General features: G+C 65.9%; 7 protein-coding genes. 2 read left to right on the top strand and 5 right to left on the bottom strand.

Going from position 1 to position 18,500, the window contains the following annotated elements:
- Positions 1–45 precede the first annotated feature (45 nt).
- The 3 genes from fabF to fabG all read right to left on the bottom strand — a co-directional run bounded on the left by fabF (position 46) and on the right by fabG (position 2,673).
- Complete coding sequence (fabF, locus tag CQW49_RS17745) at positions 46–1,308, bottom strand: beta-ketoacyl-ACP synthase II (RefSeq protein ID WP_003608262.1); 1,263 nt, start codon at positions 1,306–1,308, stop codon at positions 46–48.
- 112 nt (positions 1,309–1,420) lie between these two features.
- Entirely contained in the window at positions 1,421–1,660 is a 240-nt protein-coding gene (locus CQW49_RS17740) for an acyl carrier protein (RefSeq protein WP_003608264.1), read from the bottom strand.
- 275 nt (positions 1,661–1,935) lie between these two features.
- Positions 1,936–2,673, bottom strand: a complete 738-nt coding sequence (fabG, locus tag CQW49_RS17735; RefSeq protein ID WP_003608266.1) for a 3-oxoacyl-[acyl-carrier-protein] reductase — start codon at positions 2,671–2,673, stop codon at positions 1,936–1,938.
- 340 nt (positions 2,674–3,013) lie between these two features.
- Between fabG and CQW49_RS17730 the strand changes: the two genes are divergently transcribed.
- Positions 3,014–3,847: an outer membrane protein gene (locus CQW49_RS17730; protein WP_003608268.1), complete on the top strand. Its 834-nt coding sequence runs from the start codon at positions 3,014–3,016 to the stop codon at positions 3,845–3,847.
- Between the two features lie 164 nt (positions 3,848–4,011).
- Here the strand turns inward: CQW49_RS17730 and fabD are convergent, their stop codons facing one another.
- Positions 4,012–4,953: an ACP S-malonyltransferase gene (fabD, locus tag CQW49_RS17725; RefSeq protein ID WP_003608271.1), complete on the bottom strand. Its 942-nt coding sequence runs from the start codon at positions 4,951–4,953 to the stop codon at positions 4,012–4,014.
- A 183-nt stretch (positions 4,954–5,136) separates the two neighbouring features.
- A complete protein-coding gene (locus CQW49_RS24745) occupies positions 5,137–5,430 on the bottom strand; it encodes a hypothetical protein (protein WP_162150807.1) in 294 nt (97 codons plus the stop codon).
- On the opposite strand from CQW49_RS24745, the gene CQW49_RS17720 reads away from it, so the two are divergent.
- Positions 5,411–18,487, top strand: a complete 13,077-nt coding sequence (locus CQW49_RS17720) for a non-ribosomal peptide synthetase (RefSeq protein ID WP_162150808.1) — start codon at positions 5,411–5,413, stop codon at positions 18,485–18,487. The genes CQW49_RS24745 and CQW49_RS17720 overlap by 20 nt on opposite strands.
- Positions 18,488–18,500: the final 13 nt, after the last annotated feature.

The raw sequence follows: 18,500 nt of genomic DNA, 5'->3' as shown, positions 1-18,500 counted from the left end.
CGGAGGCGCGGCCGCTCTCCATATAGCGCGAAAGAAACAGCCCGGCTATTGCACGCGGCGGAACACCAGCGAGGCGTTGGTGCCGCCGAAGCCGAAGGAGTTGGACAAAGCAATGTCGATTCTGCGTTCGCGCGCCACATGCGGAACGAGATCCACCGCCGTCTCGACCGATGGATTGTCGAGATTGCGCGTCGGCGGCGCGATATTGTGCCGCATGGCGAGGATCGAATAGATCGCCTCGACTGCGCCGGCCGCGCCGAGCAGATGGCCGATCGCCGATTTTGTCGAGGACATCGACAGCTTCGGCTCCTCATTGCCGATCAGCCGATGCACGGCGGAAAGCTCGATCTCGTCGCCGAGCGGCGTCGAGGTGCCATGCGCATTCACGTAATCCACATCCGAGATGCTCAGGCCGGCGCGCTTCAGCGCCGCCGACATGCAGCGATAGGCCCCGTCGCCGTCCGGAGCCGGAGCGGTGATGTGATAGGCGTCGCCCGACATGCCATAGCCGACCAGCTCCGCGTAGATGTGCGCGCCGCGAGCCTTGGCGTGCTCATAGGATTCGAGCACGACGACGCCGGCGCCCTCGCCCATCACGAAGCCGTCGCGGTCGCGGTCATAGGGACGCGACCCCGCTTCGGGACGGTCGTTGAAGCCGGTGGACAGCGCGCGGCAGGCGGCGAAGCCGGCCACGCCGATGCGGTTGACCGGCGATTCGGCGCCGCCCGCCACCATCACCTCGGCCTCGCCGAGCGCGATCAGCCGGCCCGCGTCGCCGATGGCGTGCGCGCCGGTCGAGCAGGCGGTCACCACCGCATGATTGGGCCCCTTGAGGCCGTGCATGATCGACACATAGCCGGAGGCCAGATTGATGATGCGGCCCGAGATGAAGAAAGGCGACACGCGGCGCGGGCCCTTCTCCTTCAGGATGAGCGACGTCTCATAGATGCCGCCGAGTCCGCCGATGCCGGAGCCGATCAGCACGCCGGTCGACTCCTGCTTCTCCGGCGTGTCCGCCTTCCAGCCTGCGTCGGCCAGCGCCTGGGTCGCGGCGCTCGCCGCATAGACGATGAAATCGTCGACCTTGCGCTGCTCCTTCGGCTCGAACCAGGCGTCGGCGTCGAAGCTGCCGTTCGAGCCGTCGCCGCGCGGCACGATTCCTGCGATCTGGCAGGCCAGATCCGACGCCTCGAATGTATCGATGCGGCGAAACCCGTGCCCGCCGGCGATCAGCTTTTTCCAATTGACGTCGACGCCGCAGCCCAGCGGCGACACGATGCCGAGCCCAGTAACCACCACCCTGCGCATGATTGCTCTCGAGCGCTGCTCTCACTCCGCGTCCAAAGGACGCCGCCCCTCACGAGAAAACGCGACGCCGATCCGAAACGGACCGTCTGCGCCGCGCGGCCGACGACCGCCCTCAGGCGGCCTTGGCTTTTTCCAGGAAGGCGACAGCGTCGCCGACCGTGAGAATCGTCTCGGCCGCGTCGTCGGGAATCTCGACGCCGAACTCCTCCTCGAAGGCCATGACCAGCTCGACCGTGTCGAGCGAGTCGGCTCCGAGATCATCGATGAAATTCGCCTTGTCGATCACCTTGTCGGGCTCGACGCCGAGATGTTCGACAACGATCTTCTTAACGCGCTCGGCGACATCGCTCATCTGTTCTGATCCTCGTTCGATTGTTCTGCTGATACCGATCTCGCGGCGCCGGACGACATCGACCCGGCCGCGCTCGATCGTTCAGGGGGTAAACCTCTTCACCTTACCCGTTGCCCGTTGCTCGGCTCGCGCGATTGCGGCGGAATATCGCCACTCGGGAAACGAACCGGAGGCTCGCCCGACTCTACGAACGGCGTCTCCCCCCGGCCAGCGTCGCGTCTGGTAGCATAATTCATTCGCCGTGGCGAGGGGGCGCGCGCCCCTTCGCCATCGCTTCAGATCATCGCCATTCCGCCGTTCACATGGAGAGTCTGGCCGGTGACATAGGCCGCCTCCTCACTCGCCAGATAGACGACGGCGCCGGCCACGTCCGCGCCGGCTCCGAGCCGCCCGGCCGGCACGGCGCGCAGGATCGCCTCCTTTTGCGCGTCGTTCAGCGCATCCGTCATCGGCGTCGCGATGAAGCCCGGAGCGACGCAATTGACCGTGATGCCGCGCGAGGCGACCTCGGCCGCCAGCGATTTGGTCATGCCGATCATGCCGGCCTTGGAAGCCGCGTAATTGCCCTGTCCCGGATTGCCGGTCACGCCGACGATCGAGGTGATGCCGATGATTCGGCCGTGGCGCTTGCGCATCATCCCCCGCAGCGCCGCCCGCGACAGCCGGAAGGCCGAGGTGAGGTTGACGTTGAGCACCGCCTCCCAATCCTCGTCCTTGAGCCGCATGAACAGCATGTCGCGGGTCATGCCGGCGTTGTTGACGAGGATGTCGAGGCCGCCGAGCGCCTTCTCGGCCGCGGGGACCAGCGCCTCGGTCTGCGCCTTGTCGGCGAGATCGCAAGGCAGCGCATGGGCGCGCTCGCCGAGCTCGCCGACCAGCGCCTCCAGCGCCTCGCGGCGCGTGCCCGAGAGCGCGACGGCCGCGCCGCGCGAATGCAGGGCGCGTGCGATGTCGCTGCCGATGCCGCCGCTCGCGCCGGTCACCAGAGCCGTCTTGCCGGTCAGATCGAACATGTCTCCCCCGTGCGTTTTGGCGGGCTGTATACGGCGCCGGACGCGCGCCGCGCAATCGCCCGTCGAGCGGCGCGGCGGGAACGGCGCTAGGTAAGCCTACGGATGTATATCCAGCAACATTACGTATAAATGCGAAGCAGTCTCGCTGATACTTAAGGGTGCTGGTTTGCAACACCGACGATTTAAATGGCGAAAACATGTCGTTCCACGCGAGGAGGCAGTTTACAGCGCGGCTCATTTACGAAATCTTCGCTTCGTGGCGGTTCAAATGCTTGTGACGCACGAGCCGAACAGCGATTGGCGTGCGCGCGCCATTTTTTATGAATCGAAGGAGCTATCTATGAATATCAAGTTTTCCGCCCTCGCGGTCGCCGCAGCGCTGGTTGCCGGCTCGGCCGCCGCCGCCGATCTGCCGTCCCGCAAGGAGGCGCCGGTGTTTGTTCCGCCGCCGGTCTTCTCCTGGACCGGTCCCTATGTCGGCCTCAATCTCGGCGGCAGCTGGATCACCCGCAACAACGACTGGAACAATTGGGGCGGTTGGGGTTGGAACAACAACAACAGCGGCTCGAACGGCGGCGTCTCGGGCGGCCTGCAGATCGGCTATAATTATCAGCTGAGCCCGATGTTCGTCGTCGGCCTGGAGACCGATTTCCAGGGCACGAGCATCGGCGGCGGCAACAACAACAATAATTGGTGGGGCTATGGCGGCGTGGGCTGGAGCAACTGGTGGAACAACAACAATAACGAGCGCGTGCCGTGGTTCGGCACCGTCCGCGGCCGCCTCGGCGTCGCTCTGCTCGACTCCCGCCTGCTGATCTACGGCACCGGCGGCTTCGGCTATGGCGAGGTGAATCGCAACGACCTGTTCAGCTGGTGGGGCGGCAACAACGGCCAGCTCCGCACCGGCTGGACCGCGGGCGGCGGCATCGAATGGGCCTTCCTCCCCAACTGGTCGGCGAAGATCGAATATCTCTACACGGAACTCGACAATAACAATAACAACAACAACGGCGCTTGGCTGCTGGCGGCCCTTCCCGGATATAATCCGGCCGTGGTCGGACTGGGCGCCTGGGCCTGGAACAATCGTCACCGCACCCAGATCAACACGGTGCGCGCCGGCGTGAACTATCACTTCAACCTGTTCACGCCCGCTCCGGTCGTCGCCCGCTACTGATCGCCTCTGTCTCACGAGGCTGAGAGAGCCCGGCCGTTCGCGGCCGGGCTTTTCTTTTGCTCGGAGCGCTTTCCGATTCGAACGGAATCGTTCGATCGATCAGAATTCGCTCGAGCGAAAGAATTATAGAGCGCTATCTCATCCGATCGGATCGAATAGCGCTTCTAGAAAAAGCTGCGATAGGCGTCGAGATCGGCCGGCGCGCCGACGCTGATCCCCGCCGCCTGCGGCGCGATGCGCTTCAACAGCCCGGTCAGCACCTTGCCGGCGCCGCATTCGACGAATTTGCCCGTCCCCTGCTCCGCCATATAGGCGACGCATTCGCGCCAGCGCACCGTTCCCGTCACCTGCTCCACGAGCAGCCGGCGGATCTCCTCCGGCTGCATCACCGGGCTCGCCGTGACATTGGCCACGACCGCGACGCGCGGCGCATGAATGGTCGTCGTCGCCAGCGCGGCCCGCATGGCCTCGGCCGCCGGCTGCATCAGCGCGCAATGGAAGGGGGCGGACACCGGCAGCGCGACGGCGCGCTTGACGCCGCGCCCCTTGGCGATCTCGATCGCCCGCTCCACCGCCGCCTTCGCGCCGGAGACGACGATCTGGCCGCCGCCATTGTCATTGGCCACCTGACAGACGGAGCCCTGCTCCGCCTCCGCGGCGATCTCGCGCGCCGCCGCCATCTCGACGCCGAGGAGAGCCGCCATCGCGCCGGCGCCGACCGGAACCGCCGCCTGCATCGCCTCGCCGCGCAGCCGCAGCAGCCGCGCCGTATCGGCGAGCGAGAGCGCGCCAGCGGCCGCGAGCGCCGAATATTCGCCGAGCGAATGACCGGCGACGAAAGCAGCGTCTCGGGAAAGATCGAGCCCGGCCTGCGCCTCGAGCACGCGGATGGCGGCGAGCGACACGGCCATCAGCGCCGGCTGAGCATTGGCGGTCAGCGTCAGCTCGGCCTCCGGGCCCTCGAACATCACGCGCGAGAGCGATGCGCCGAGCGCGTCGTCGACCTCGGCGAAGACGGCGCGCGCCTCCGCGAAAGCCTCGCCGAGCGCCTTGCCCATGCCGATCGCCTGCGACCCCTGACCCGGAAAAACAAAAGCCCTCGCCATGCGCTGCTCGCCTCGTCTCATTGCCTCGATGAGCGCGCCGAGTGACGCAAGGACGCAAGCCTGTCAAGTGCGCGCCCGACCGGCGCGGGCCGCCGCTGCTCGCGCTGGCATGATCGCGCCGCTTGGCGCGTCTATGCGCAAAGCGAGGATGGCCGCCGCTCGCCGAGCCTCGCGGCCGACAAATCAATTGCGCTGTGGAGGAGCTCGAATGCCGAGCGACGGAACCGATGACATGATCAGGATCCCGCCTTCGCGGCACGCCTCGCCTTCATGAGCGCATCGATCGTCGAGCGTCGATAGAGCAGACGCTGCGCCTTCGCCGTCGCTGTTCTTCGTTGCGCATGGCGCTCCGGCTTCATCCACATTTTCCGACATCGAGACGACGATCTCCCGATACGTCGCACAGCATCGAGGTTGCGGCATGACCTTGTCATCGACGAAATTCACGAGCGCGAGCGTGCGCCCCGACAGCGACAATCTGGTGAATCTTCTGCGCATGCGCGCCGCCGATCAATCGACGAAGCTCGCCTATCTCTTTCTCGACGACGGCGAGCGCGAAGGCGCGCGGACGAGCTTCGCCGACCTCGATCTTCGTGCGCGCGCCATCGCCGCGCGTCTCGCCTCCGCCGGAGCAAAAGGCGCGCGCGCGCTGCTTTTGTATCCGCCGGGACTTCCCTATATCGAAGCCTTCTTCGGCTGCCTCTACGCCGGCGTCGTCGCCGTTCCCGCCTATCCTCCATCGGGCCGTCACTTCGACCGCCTGCGATCGATCGTCCTCGATTCGCAACCTTCGATCATTCTGACGACCGAGGCTATGAGGCTTCGCTTCGAGACGAGCGAGGACATTCCGACGACCGCGGCCGGCTGGATCGCCACCGACCAGATCGACGTCGCCGCGAGCGCCGACTGGCGCCCCTATGCTCCGACCGCGGGCGACCTCGCCTTCCTGCAATATACGTCCGGCTCCACCGCCGAGCCGCGCGGCGTGATGATCTCCCATGGCAATCTCATGAGCAATCAGGCGCTGATCGCCGAGAGCTTCGGCCACGGCCCCGATTCCGATCTCGTGGGATGGCTGCCGCTCTATCACGACATGGGTCTCATCGGAAATATTCTGCAGCCCATGTATGTCGGCGCCACCGCCTATCTCATGTCGCCAATGGCGTTTCTGGAAAAGCCGGCGCGCTGGCTGCAGGCGATCTCTCGCTATGGCGCGCGAACCAGCGGCGGACCGAACTTCGCGTATGATCTCTGCGTGCGCAAGATGAAGGAGGAGGACAAGCGCGACCTCGACCTGAGTGAATGGCGTGTCGCCTTCAGCGGCGCCGAGCCGGTGCGCGCCAAGACGCTCGACGGCTTCGCACGCGCATTCGCCGATTGCGGCTTTCGCCGCGACGCCTTCACCGCCTGCTACGGACTCGCCGAAGCCACTCTCGTCGTGACGGCGCCGACGGGCGAGCGTCCGATTCCGATCATCGAGATCGACAGGGCCGCGCTCGACGCCGGGCGCATGCTGCGCGCCGCGACCGGACGCTCGCTCTCCTTCGTCGGATGCGGCCACGCCTGGCCGGGCTATGAGGTCGCGATCGTCGATCCGGAGCGCTCGACGCGCTGCGGTCCCGCCGCCGTCGGAGAGATCTGGGTCGCCGGGCCGGGAGTCGCACGCGGCTATTGGGAACGGCCAGAGGATAGCGCGCGCGTGTTCGGGGCGCGCATCGCCGGCGAAGATCGAGGGCCTTATCTGCGGACCGGCGATCTCGGCTTCTTCGAGGATGGCGAGCTTTTCATCGCTGGACGATTGAAAGACATGATCATCGTCGCCGGACGCAATATTCACGCGCAGGATGTCGAGGCGGCGATCGAGCAGCGCGTCGCCGATCTGCGTCCGGGCGCCGTCGCCGCTCTCTCGCTCACACAGGCCGACGAGGAGCGGCTCGTCGTGATCGCCGAGCCCGATCGCGCGGCCGCCGCGGCGAGCGAGAGCGCTCACGCCGACATCCTCACTCTCATTCGCCGCTGCGTCGCCGAAGATCTCGGCGTCGAGCCGGCGCATGTCGTGCTGGCGCGCCCAGGCTCCATTCCCAAGACATCGAGTGGAAAGCTGCGCCGCTCCGAATGCCGCCGGCTGCTCCTCGCCGATGAATTGACCGTGATCGCGCAATGGAGCCGCGCGCGGCCCGAGGCCGAAGCGACGTTGAAGCGACACGAAGCGGCGCCGCGCCCGAGCGCCTTCCTGAGGCAAGCGATGAGCTATGTCGACGCCGAGCAACGCGCTGCGCTGCTGCGACGGTTCCTGTCGACGAGCGCCGCCGAGATTCTCGACATGTCCGAGCGCGAGGTGAGCGACGCCGCCTCCTTCGTCGACGTCGGGCTGAGCTCGCTTCGCGCTGTCGAGCTGAAGCATCGCATCGACGCCGCTCTCGACATCGACGCGCCGATCGAGCTGCTGCTCTCGAATGTGAGCATGGCGACGGCCGCCGACGCCATGCTGCGGATCGTCGATGGGAGCACGCCGCCCTCACTGGGCGCTGCGCCGCATGAGCGTAGGGATTCGGCCCTCTCCTTCACGCAGCGCTCCATGTGGACGATCCATCGTCTCGAAGGCGCGGGCGAAGCCTATAATCTGCATCTTGCGATCGGCTTCGAGGCGCCGATCGACGTCGAGCGTCTGCAGCGCGCAATTCACTGCCTGGTGGAGCGGCACGAGCAGCTGCGAACCGTGTTTCGGCCATGCGCCGGCGAAGACATGGCCGAGCGCGTCGCTCTGAACGACGCGCCGCTGGTCCTGCGCGTCGAAAAAGCCGCGCATTGGAGCGATGCGGAGCTGCGCGACGCAATGTCGAAGGAGGCGCGCCGGTCATTCGACATAGAGAACGAGCCGCCGCTGCGGGTCGTGCTCTATCGTGTCACCGAGGACCGCCATGCGCTCTTGTTCGTCGCGCATCACATCGCCGTCGATCAATGGTCGCTGGTCCTGCTGCTCGACGAGCTCGACCGCTGCTATCGCGGCGAGGCGCAGACGGCCGCCGAGCCGCGCTATGGCGCCTTCGTCGCCGCTGAAGCCGATTATCTCGCCTCCGCCGCGGCGGAGCGCGATTGGACCTATTGGCGCGAGCAGCTCGCCGGGCCGCTTCCGGTTCTCGATCTGCCGCAGGATTTTCGCCGCGCAGGCCGCCGCGACTATCGCGGCGGATCGACGCTTCTCATGATCGACGACAGCGCGACGCGTCGACTGAAGGACCTCGCCAGACGCGAGGGCGTCAGCCTCTATTCGGCGCTGCTCACCGTCTATTTCGCGCTGCTGCGACGCTCCTGCGGACAGGACGACATCATCGTCGGCGGCGCCGCGAGCGGGCGTCTCGACCACGCCGCCGCCGCAACCGTCGGCAATTGCGTCAATCCCATCGCCATAAGATCGAAGATCGCGCCTCAGGATCGCTTCATCGATCTGCTGCGCCGAGTGAATGAACAAGTGAAGGGCGCGATCGTCCATCAGCGCTTTCCGTTCCAGCTCGTCGTCGAGCGCCTCAATCCCGTCCGCGTCGACGATCAATGGCCGATCTATCAGACCTGGTTCGTTCTGCAGCAAGCGCAGGGCGGCGCGCCCAGCGCCGCGGCGGCTCTGTCGCTGGGCGAGGAGCTCGGCGCGATCGATCTGCTCGGCGTGGCGGCGAAGCCCGTGGCGCTGAGCAACCGCGTCGAAATGTTCGACCTCAAGGTGATGGCGGCGGAGCACGAGGGTCGTCTCGCCCTTTCCTTTCAATTCAGCGAGCAGGTGCTGTCGCGCTCGTCCGTCGCGGCGATGGCCGATCGCTATGCGAGGCTCCTCGACGCTCTGCTGCGATCGCCCGACTGTCGCATCGGCGACGCCCACATGCTCGACGAAGCCGAGCGGCGAACGATTCTCGTCCGATCGACAGGCGATGAGCTGAGCGCGCCGCGCGAAACATTGCTGCACGACCTCATCGGCGCGGACGCGCGCAGCGACGATATCGCCGTCGTCGCCGAGGATGGATCGCTGACCTATGGCGAATTGCGTCTGCGCGCCAATCAAATCGCGCGCCTGCTGCAACGAGCGGGAATAGGGCCGGAGACGCCCGTCGGCGTGCTCCTCGATCCCGGACTGGATTATGTCGCGTCTGTGCTCGGCGTGCTCGTGGCGGGCGGCGCCTTCGTTCCGCTGGACCCGGCCTATCCGTCGGAGCGGCTGCGTTACATGCTCGCAGATTCCGGCGCGCGCGCCTTGATCTCCGCGCAAAGCCTGCCACGCCTCGACTGCGTGATTCCTAAGATTCTCGTCGACGCCGACGAGCTCGCGGATGTTTCGAATGACGCCGTGGTCTCCAGTGCCCATCCCGACAACCTCGCTTATATCGTCTACACCTCCGGCTCCACGGGAGGCGCCAAAGGCGTGATGGCGACGCATCGCAATGCGGTCGCGTCCCTCCTCGCGCGCTTCGCCTTCTATCCGCAGACGGTCGACGACTTTCTGCTTCTCTCCTCGCTTTCCTTCGACAGCTCCTTTGCGGGATTATTCTGGACGCTGGCGCGCGGCGGACGGCTCCATCTCGTCGCCGAGACGACGCGCCGCGATCCCGTCGCGTTGAAGGAGATCATCGCGAGCCGCGACATCACCCATTTCCTCTGTCTCCCCTCCTTCCACCGCGAGCTGCTCGGAGAGCTCTCGCGCGGAGAGCGGACGATGCTGAAATGCTGCATCGTCGCCGGCGAGGCCTGCGGCGCCGATGTGGTCGAGCGCCATTTTCACACGCTTCCAGAAGCAGCGCTGATCAATGAATATGGTCCGACGGAATGCTCGGTCTGGTGCGCCGCCGAGCAGCTGAGCACGGAAGACGATCTCTCATCGGGCGTCAGCATCGGCCGCGCGATTCCCGGCTCTCGCGCTTATGTTCTCGATGAAAATGGCGAACTCGCGCCAGTCGGAATCGCCGGCGAGCTCTGCGTGGGCGGAGCAGGAGTCGCGCGCGGCTATCGCGGCGGCGCGGAGCTGACCGCGACGAAATTCACACCCGATCCGTTCGGCTTCGGCGAGCGTCTCTATCGCACCGGGGATCGCGCGAGATATCGCGCGGATGGAAAGCTCGAATTCATGGGCCGCTCCGACCAGCAGGTGAAGATTCGCGGTCATCGCATCGAAATCTCCGAAGTGGAGGATGTGCTGTCGCGACTGCCCGGCGTCCGCGAGGCGGCGGTCGTGGCGCGAGCCGACGCAACCGGAGACAAGCGGCTCGTCGCTTATGTCGTCGGCGAGCTCGAGCCGCGGGCGGTGAAAGAGGCGTTTCGAAGCGAGGCCCCGCACTATATGACGCCGCATTTCGTCGTGGCGCTGCAGCGCCTGCCGCGGCTCGACAATGGCAAGGTCGATCGCAAGGCGCTTCCCGCGCCGGACGTCGACGCTTTGCTTAGCGAACGCTATGTCGCGCCGACGACCGAGACGGAAGCAGCGATCTGCGCCGTGTTCGCCGAGACGCTCGGCCTCGCGCGCGTCGGCGCCGACGACGACTTCTTCGATCTCGGCGGCGATTCGATCCGCGCAATTCAGGCGGCGAGCGCGCTGAGACTGCGAGGATATGAGGCGGCGCCGCGCGATTTCTTCCAATATCCGACCGCAGCGTCTCTCGCTCCGCGCCTGCGCGTCGCGAAAGACGGGACGGAGCCGACTCGCGAGCGGCGTTCGACGCCCTTCTCTCTCGCCCAGCTCGGCGCAACCGATGTCGAGCGATTGAAGGCTGTGCATGGTGACGCTCAGGATATATATCCGCTCACGCCCATGCAGGAAGGCATGTTGTTCCATGCGCTCTCGCAGCAGGGGACCGGCCTCTATCTGATGCAGGACCGCTACGAGATCAAAGGCGCGCTCGATATCGACGCCTTCCTAGAAGCGTGGCGGCGCGTTATCGACCGGCACGACATTCTACGCACCTCCTTCGACTGGTCGAGCGAAGGACGGCCGCATCAAATCGTGCATCGCGCCGCGGCGCTTCCCTTCGAGGTCACGGATCTGAGCGGAGCCACGGAACAGGAGCAGACGAACGCGATCGATCGCGCGCTCGCCGCCGAAAGGGAAGCGGGCTTCGACCTCGCGCAGGCGCCGCTCATGCGCATCCGCATCTTTCGCCTCGCAGATGATCGTCACATCTGCGTGCGCAGCTTCCATCACATCATATTGGACGACTGGTGCACGTCTTTGCTCATCCTCGACGTTCGCCGGCACTATGCCGCTGTGCGAAAGGGAGAGGCCACGGAATTTGCGCCGGCGCCGCAGTTCTGGCGCTATATCGAATGGATCGCGGAACAGAGCGAGCGGACAGCCGAGCAGTTCTGGCGCGCCCATCTCGACGGATTCGTCGAGCCGACGCCGCTCGTCGGGGCGAAACCGTCGACACGCGACGCCGTCTCCTTCGTCGAGGATATCGTCGTCGACCTTTCCAACGAGATGTACGAGCGGCTCAGAGCGCTCGTTCAGCAACGCCGGCTGACGCTGAACACTTTCGTGCAAGGAGCGCTCGCGCTCACTCTCGGACGCGCCGGCGGGGTCGACGATGTCGTCTTCGGCGTCACCGCGTCCGGCCGGCCGATCGATCTCGACGGCGCCGACGCGACGCTCGGGCTATTCATCAACAGCCTGCCCTTGCGCGTCAGGATCGACCGACGCAAGCCTGTCATCGATTGGCTCCGCGAGATTCTCGCGGACAATCTCGAGATGCGCCAATATGAGTTCGTTCCCCAGACGAACATCCAGCGCTGGAGCGCCATCTCGCGCTCCGACGCGCCGCTCTTCCAGCATCTGCTGACCTTCGAGAACGCGCCGCTCGACCCATCCGTGCGAGGGGAGAAGGACGTGCTCGACATCGATCTGCTGCAGCTGCGCGTTCACACCAATTATCCGCTCACCTTCGTCGCCATTCCCGGCGAGACCCTCGGCCTGCGCCTCACTTATGATCGCGAGCGCTTCGACGCCGAGACGGTGCAGCGGATCGCAGAGGCGTTCCGGCGCTCGCTGGAGCAGCTGATCGTCAATTGCGATTCTCGCCTCTGCGAGCTGGCGCTGTTGTCGCCAGCGGAGGTGGAGGAGCTGACGGTCGCCTGGAACGCGACGGATCGCGATCATGGCGAGCCGCTCGATCTCGTCGCGCGCTTCGAGGCGCAAGCGGCGACGGCGCCGAACCGCATCGCCGCCGCCTGCGGCGACGGCTCCATTCGCTATGGCGAGCTGAATGCGCGCGCCAATCGCCTCGCCCACGCCTTGATCCAATGCGGCGTCGGACCCGATGTCGTCGTCGCTCTGCTCGATGATCGCGGCGTCGACTTCCTCGTCGCCATTCTGGCGATCTTCAAGGCCGGCGGCGCCTATCTGCCGCTCGATCCCGCGCATCCAGACGGGCGCATCGCGCAAGTGCTCGCCGAGAGCGAGGTCGCTCTGCTCGCCGCCGGCGCCGCCCTGCGCAACCGCGCCCACGACATCGCTGCGACGCTCGGCGACGACCAGCCGCGCCTGCTCGATCTCGCAACGCTCGAAGCGAGCGAGAGCCGCACGGACAATCCGCCGCGTCGTCACGCGCCGGACAATCTCGCCTTCGTCATCTTCACCTCCGGTTCCACTGGAAAGCCCAAGGGCGCGATGGTCGAGCATCGCGGAATGTTCAACAATCTCGTCACCAAGATTCCCGCGCTCGCCCTCACCGAAAATGATGTGATCGCCCAGACCGCATCGCAATGTTTCGACATCTCCGTCTGGCAATTCCTCACCGCGCTCACCATCGGCGCGCGCGTCGAGATCTTCCCCGACGCCGTCTCGCGCGATCCCCAGCGTCTCGCCGCGGACATCGCGCGCGGCGTCACCATATTGGAGGCGGTGCCGTCGATGATCCGCGCGCTGCTCGAGCTCGCCGACAGCGACGCGTCGATCGACGGATTGCGCTGGCTGCTGCCTTGCGGCGAGGCCTTCGCGCCGGAGCTGTGCCGGCGATTCATGGAGCGCTATCCGCAGGTGAGACTGCTCAACGCCTATGGCCCCGCCGAATGTTCGGACGATGTGACCTATCATCCGATCATCGAGCCGCCGATTGGCGATGAGCTCAGCGTTCCGATCGGACGCCCGGTCGACAATACGAAGATCTATCTTCTCGATCGCTGGCTCGATCCGGCGCCGATCGGCGTCGACGCCGAGATTTGCGTCGCCGGCGTGCAGGTGGGGCGCGGCTATCTCGGACGCGCCGATCTCACCGCGGCGTCCTTCGCGCCCGATCCCTTCGGCCCGCCCGGCTCGCGCCTCTATCGCACCGGCGATCTCGGCCGCTATCGCGCCGATGGCGTCATCGAATTTCTCGGCCGCGTCGATCATCAAGTGAAGATCCGCGGCCATCGCATCGAGCCGGGAGAAGTCGAGGCCTGCCTCTCCGCTCATGTCGACGTCTGCGCGGCCGCTGTGGTCGCGCGCGAAGCGTCGCGCGGCGTCTATCGACTCGTCGCTTATGTGGTCGGCCGCGATCGTGAGCCGGAGCCGGAGGAGCTGCGCGCCTATCTGCGTCAGAGCCTGCCCGATTATATGATTCCGTCAGCCTTTGTGAACCTCGGCGCGCTGCCGCTGACGCGCAACGGCAAGGTCGATCGCAAGGCCCTGCCGGAGCCCGACATCGCCGCGCAGCTCGCCGACAAATTCGTCGCCCCGCGCAATGACGCCGAACGCGCCCTCGCTAAAATCTGGGCCGACGTCCTGCGCGTCGACGCCGTCGGCGTCCACGATAATTTCTTCGAGCTCGGAGGCGATTCCATTCTCAGCATTCAGATCGTCAGCCGGGCGCGCCGCGCCGGGCTGACGCTGATGCCCAAGCAGATCTTCGACCTTCCCACGGTGGCGCAGCTCGCCGAGGCAGCGCGCGCGCAGTCGGCGATCGTGGAAGAAGGCGTCGTCGCGGGCGAGGCGCCGCTGACGCCCATCCAGCATTGGTTCTTCGAGCAGGAGCTCGACGAGCCCCATCATTGGAATCTCGCCGTCCTGCTCGAGCTGCGCGACGAAATGACGCCGGCTGATTTCGAGACGGCGACGCGCCGTCTCGTCGAGCATCATGACGCGCTGCGCATGCGCTTCACCCAGCGAGAAAGAGGCTGGTCGGCTTTCGTCGCGCCCTCGGAGGAAGGCGACGTCTTTCACGTGGAAGACCTGTCCTCGGTTCCTGCCGAAGCACATGAAGAGACGATCGCCGCGCGGGCGACGCAGTGGCAGCGACGTTTCGATCTTGCGGCCGGGCCGCTGTTTCGCATCGTCTGGTTCGATTTGGGCGCGTCGGCAAAACCACGCATTCTCCTCGCCGCGCATCATCTCGTCGTGGACGGAGTCAGCCTGCGCATCCTGCTCGAGGATATGGAAAGCGCCTGCCGGCAGGCGAAGAGCGGGCGAGCGATCACGCTCCCGGCGAAGACGACCTCCTACCGGACATGGGCGCGACGCCTGTCGCAGACGGCGATTCCACCCGGCGACATCGACTATTGGTCGGCGCTCGACGAGATCGAGGCGCAGCCGCTTCACGTCGAGAACCCTCGCGGGTCGCGCCGGCGGCGGCACGGCGCCGAAGCGCGGGTCGCGCTCGACGCCGAGACGACGCGGGCGCTACTGCAAGACGCGCCGGCGGCCTATCACACGCGCATCAACGAGCTGCTGCTCGCATCCTTCGCGCGCGCTGTCTGCGCCTGGACGGGATCGAACGTGGTCACGATCGATCTCGAAGGACATGGGCGCGAGGATGTGATCGCCGGAGTCGATGTGAGCCGCACGGTCGGCTGGTTCACGAGCATCTATCCGGTGCGGCTGCAGGACGTTCTCGAGAGCGATCCCGAACAGCTGATCAAATCGGTCAAGGAGCAGCTGCGGCGCATACCGACCAATGGCTTCTATCATGGCGTTCGGCGCTATCTGCGCGACGAAGGCGGCGCGCGCGGCGATATCCTCTTCAACTATCTCGGCCGGCTCGATCAGGCCCTCTCGCCCGATTCGCCCTTCGCCCCGGCGACGGGCGCGAGCGGGGAAAATCTCTCGCTCGAAGGAAGCTTCAGCCATGAGTGGGAGATTGTCGGCGATGTGACCGACGGCTGCCTGCGCCTCTGCTGGCGCTTCAGCGCAGAGCGCTATTCGCGCTCGACCATCGAAGCTCTCGCCGCCGAATGGAAGCGCGAGCTGGAAGGGCTCGTGCGTCATTGCCTCGACGTCGAGACATCGAGCTTCACGCCATCAGACTTCCCGCTGTCGACGCTCGGACAAGCCGATCTCGACAGGCTGATCACCGATCCCGCCAATGTCGAGGATATCTATCCCGCGGCGCCGATGCAGCAGGGATTGCTGCTGCACACGCTGCTCGACCCACATTCCGGCATTTATCTGATGCAGGACGTGATCGAGCTGAAGGCCGATCTCGACGTCGACGCGTTCCGGCATGCATGGCGCCAGGTCGTCGATTCGCATTCGATGCTACGGACGGCGTTTTATTGGACGACGGACGAGCGGCCTCACCAGATCGCGCTGAAATCGGTCCCAATGCCGTGCGAGCTGTTCGACTGGCGCGACCTCGAAGAGGAGGAGAGAGGACTGCAGCTGCAGACGATGCTCCATGACGAGCTTACCTCCGGCCTCACTCTCGATCGCGCGCCGATCCTGCGCATGCGCCTCATCCGCACCGGGCCGGATCGCTGGACCTATATTCGCAGCCATCATCACATCATGCTGGACGCCTGGTGTCTGCCGCTGCTGCTCGCCGATTTTCTGCGCTACTATGAGGCGGCGCTCAGGGGCGCGCCGGCGCCGACGCGCGTCGCCACGCCCTATCGCGCCTATATCGCATGGCTGCAGCGCCAGGACCTCGACGCGGCGCAGAGCTATTGGCGCGAGGCGCTCGCAGGATTCAGGACGCCGACGTTTCTAGCGGCGAAACGTCCCCGGCGCTCGCTCGCGCCGGGAGAGGTCGAGGTGACCGATGCGCAGGCCGAGCTCTCCAAGGAGGACACGACCGCGCTGCATGAGGCCTGCCGCAGGCATCGGTTGACGACCAGCGCGTTTCTGCAGGGCGCATGGGCGCTGCTGATGGTCCATTATCTCAACCGCAGCGAAATAGTGTTCGGCGTCACTGTGGCCGGGCGTCCGGGCGAGCTCGACCGCGTCGAGGACATGGCGGGGCTGTTCATCAACACTCTGCCCTGCCGGGTCACGGTGGAGCCGTCCGCGCGCATCGCCGACTGGCTGCGCCGTCTGCTGTCGCAAACGGCGGAGATGCGGCAATATGAATATGCGCCGCTCACCGACATTCAAAAATGGAGCGAGATCGAACGCGGCGAGCAGCTCTTCGACAGCTTCGTCGTCTATGAGAATGTGCCGGTGAACGAATCGCTGCGTCGCAGCGAGCTGCCGCTCGAAGTGCTGAGCTATTCGTCGCGGACGCATTCGAACTATCCGCTCAATCTCAGCGTCATGCCCAATGAGAGGCTGCATCTGCGCCTGACCTATAATCAGACGCTGCTCGATGCGGAGTCGGCCGACCGAATGGTCGATCACTATCGTCGATTGCTCGAGGGCATGATCCGAACGCCCGATTCTCGCGTCTGCGAGCTGGCGCTGTTGTCGCCAGCGGAGGTGGAGGAGCTGACGGTCGCCTGGAACGCGACGGATCGCGATCATGGCGAGCCGCTCGATCTCGTCGCGCGCTTCGAGGCGCAAGCGGCGACGGCGCCGAACCGCATCGCCGTCGCCTGCGGCGACGTCTCCATTCGCTATGGCGAGCTGAACATGCGCGCCAATAAGCTCGCGCACGCCTTGAGCCGATGCGGAGTCGGACCCGATGTCGTCGTCGCTCTGCTCGATGATCGCGGCGTCGACTTCCTCGTCGCCATTCTGGCGATCTTCAAGGCCGGCGGCGCCTATCTGCCGCTCGATCCCGCGCATCCCGACGGGCGCATCGCGCAAGTGCTCGCCGAGAGCGAGGTCGCTCTGCTCGCCGCCGGCGCTGCCCTGCGCAACCGCGCCCGCGACATCGCTGCGACGCTCGGCGACGACCAGCCGCGCCTGCTCGATCTCGCAACGCTCGAAGCGAGCGAGAGCCGCACGGACAATCCGCCGCGCCGCCAGGCGCCGGACAATCTCGCCTTCGTCATCTTCACCTCCGGCTCCACTGGAAAGCCCAAGGGCGCGATGGTCGAGCATCGCGGAATGTTCAACAATCTCGTCACCAAGATTCCCGCGCTCGGCCTCACCGAAAACGATGTGATCGCCCAGACCGCATCGCAATGTTTCGACATCTCCGTCTGGCAATTCCTCACCGCGCTCACCATCGGCGCGCGCGTCGAGATCTTCCCCGACGCCGTCTCGCGCGATCCCCAGCGTCTCGCCGCGGAGATCGCGCGCGGCGTCACCATATTGGAGGCGGTGCCGTCGATGATCCGCGCGCTGCTCGAGCTCGCCGACAGCGACGCGTCGATCGACGGATTGCGCTGGCTGCTGCCTTGCGGCGAAGCCTTCGCGCCGGAGCTGTGCCGGCGATTCATGGAGCGCTATCCGCAGGTGAGACTGCTCAACGCCTATGGCCCCGCCGAATGTTCGGACGATGTGACCTATCATCCGATCATCGAGCCGCCGATGGGCGATGAGCTCAGCGTTCCGATCGGACGCCCCGTCGACAATACGAAGATCTATCTTCTCGATCGCTGGCTCGATCCGGCGCCGATCGGCGTCGACGCCGAGATTTGCGTCGCCGGCGTGCAGGTGGGGCGTGGCTATCTCGGACGCGCCGATCTCACCGCGGCGTCTTTCGCGCCCGATCCCTTCGGCCCGCCCGGCTCGCGCCTCTATCGCACCGGCGATCTCGGCCGCTATCGCGCCGATGGCGTCATCGAGTTTCTCGGCCGCGTCGATCATCAGGTGAAGATCCGCGGCCATCGCATCGAGCCGGGAGAAGTCGAAGCCTGTCTCTCCGCTCATGTCGACGTCTGCGCGGCCGCTGTGGTCGCGCGCGAAGCGTCGCGCGGCGTCTATCGACTCGTCGCTTATGTGGTCGGCCGCGATCGTGAGCCGGAGCCGGAGGAGCTGCGCGCCTATCTGCGCCAGAGCCTGCCCGATTATATGATTCCGTCAGCCTTTGTGAACCTCGGCGCGCTGCCGCTGACGCGCAACGGCAAGGTGGATCGCAAGGCCCTGCCGGAGCCCGACATCGCCGCGCAGCTCGCCGACAAATTCGTCGCCCCGCGCAATGACGCCGAACGCGCCCTCGCCAAAATCTGGGCCGACGTCCTGCGCGTCGACGCCGTCGGCGTCCGCGATAATTTCTTCGAGCTCGGAGGGCACTCCCTGCTCATGACGCAGATCGCATCCCGCATCCAGATGGCCTTCGACATTCAGATTCCGCTGCGGTCGCTCTTCGAAGCGCGCACGGTCGCGGAAATGGCGGAGGTCGTGAATGCCGGACTTTCCGCGCGCGCCGGCCGCGAAATCGCGTCGCCTGCGAACGGTGATTACGAGGTGATCGACTTGTGAGAGCGCATTGGAT

The organism is Methylosinus trichosporium OB3b, assembly GCF_002752655.1.
GTDB lineage: Bacteria > Pseudomonadota > Alphaproteobacteria > Rhizobiales > Beijerinckiaceae > Methylosinus > Methylosinus trichosporium.
The sequence above is the reverse complement of the archived record's forward strand: the minus strand, read 5'-3'. Positions and strand labels throughout refer to the sequence as shown.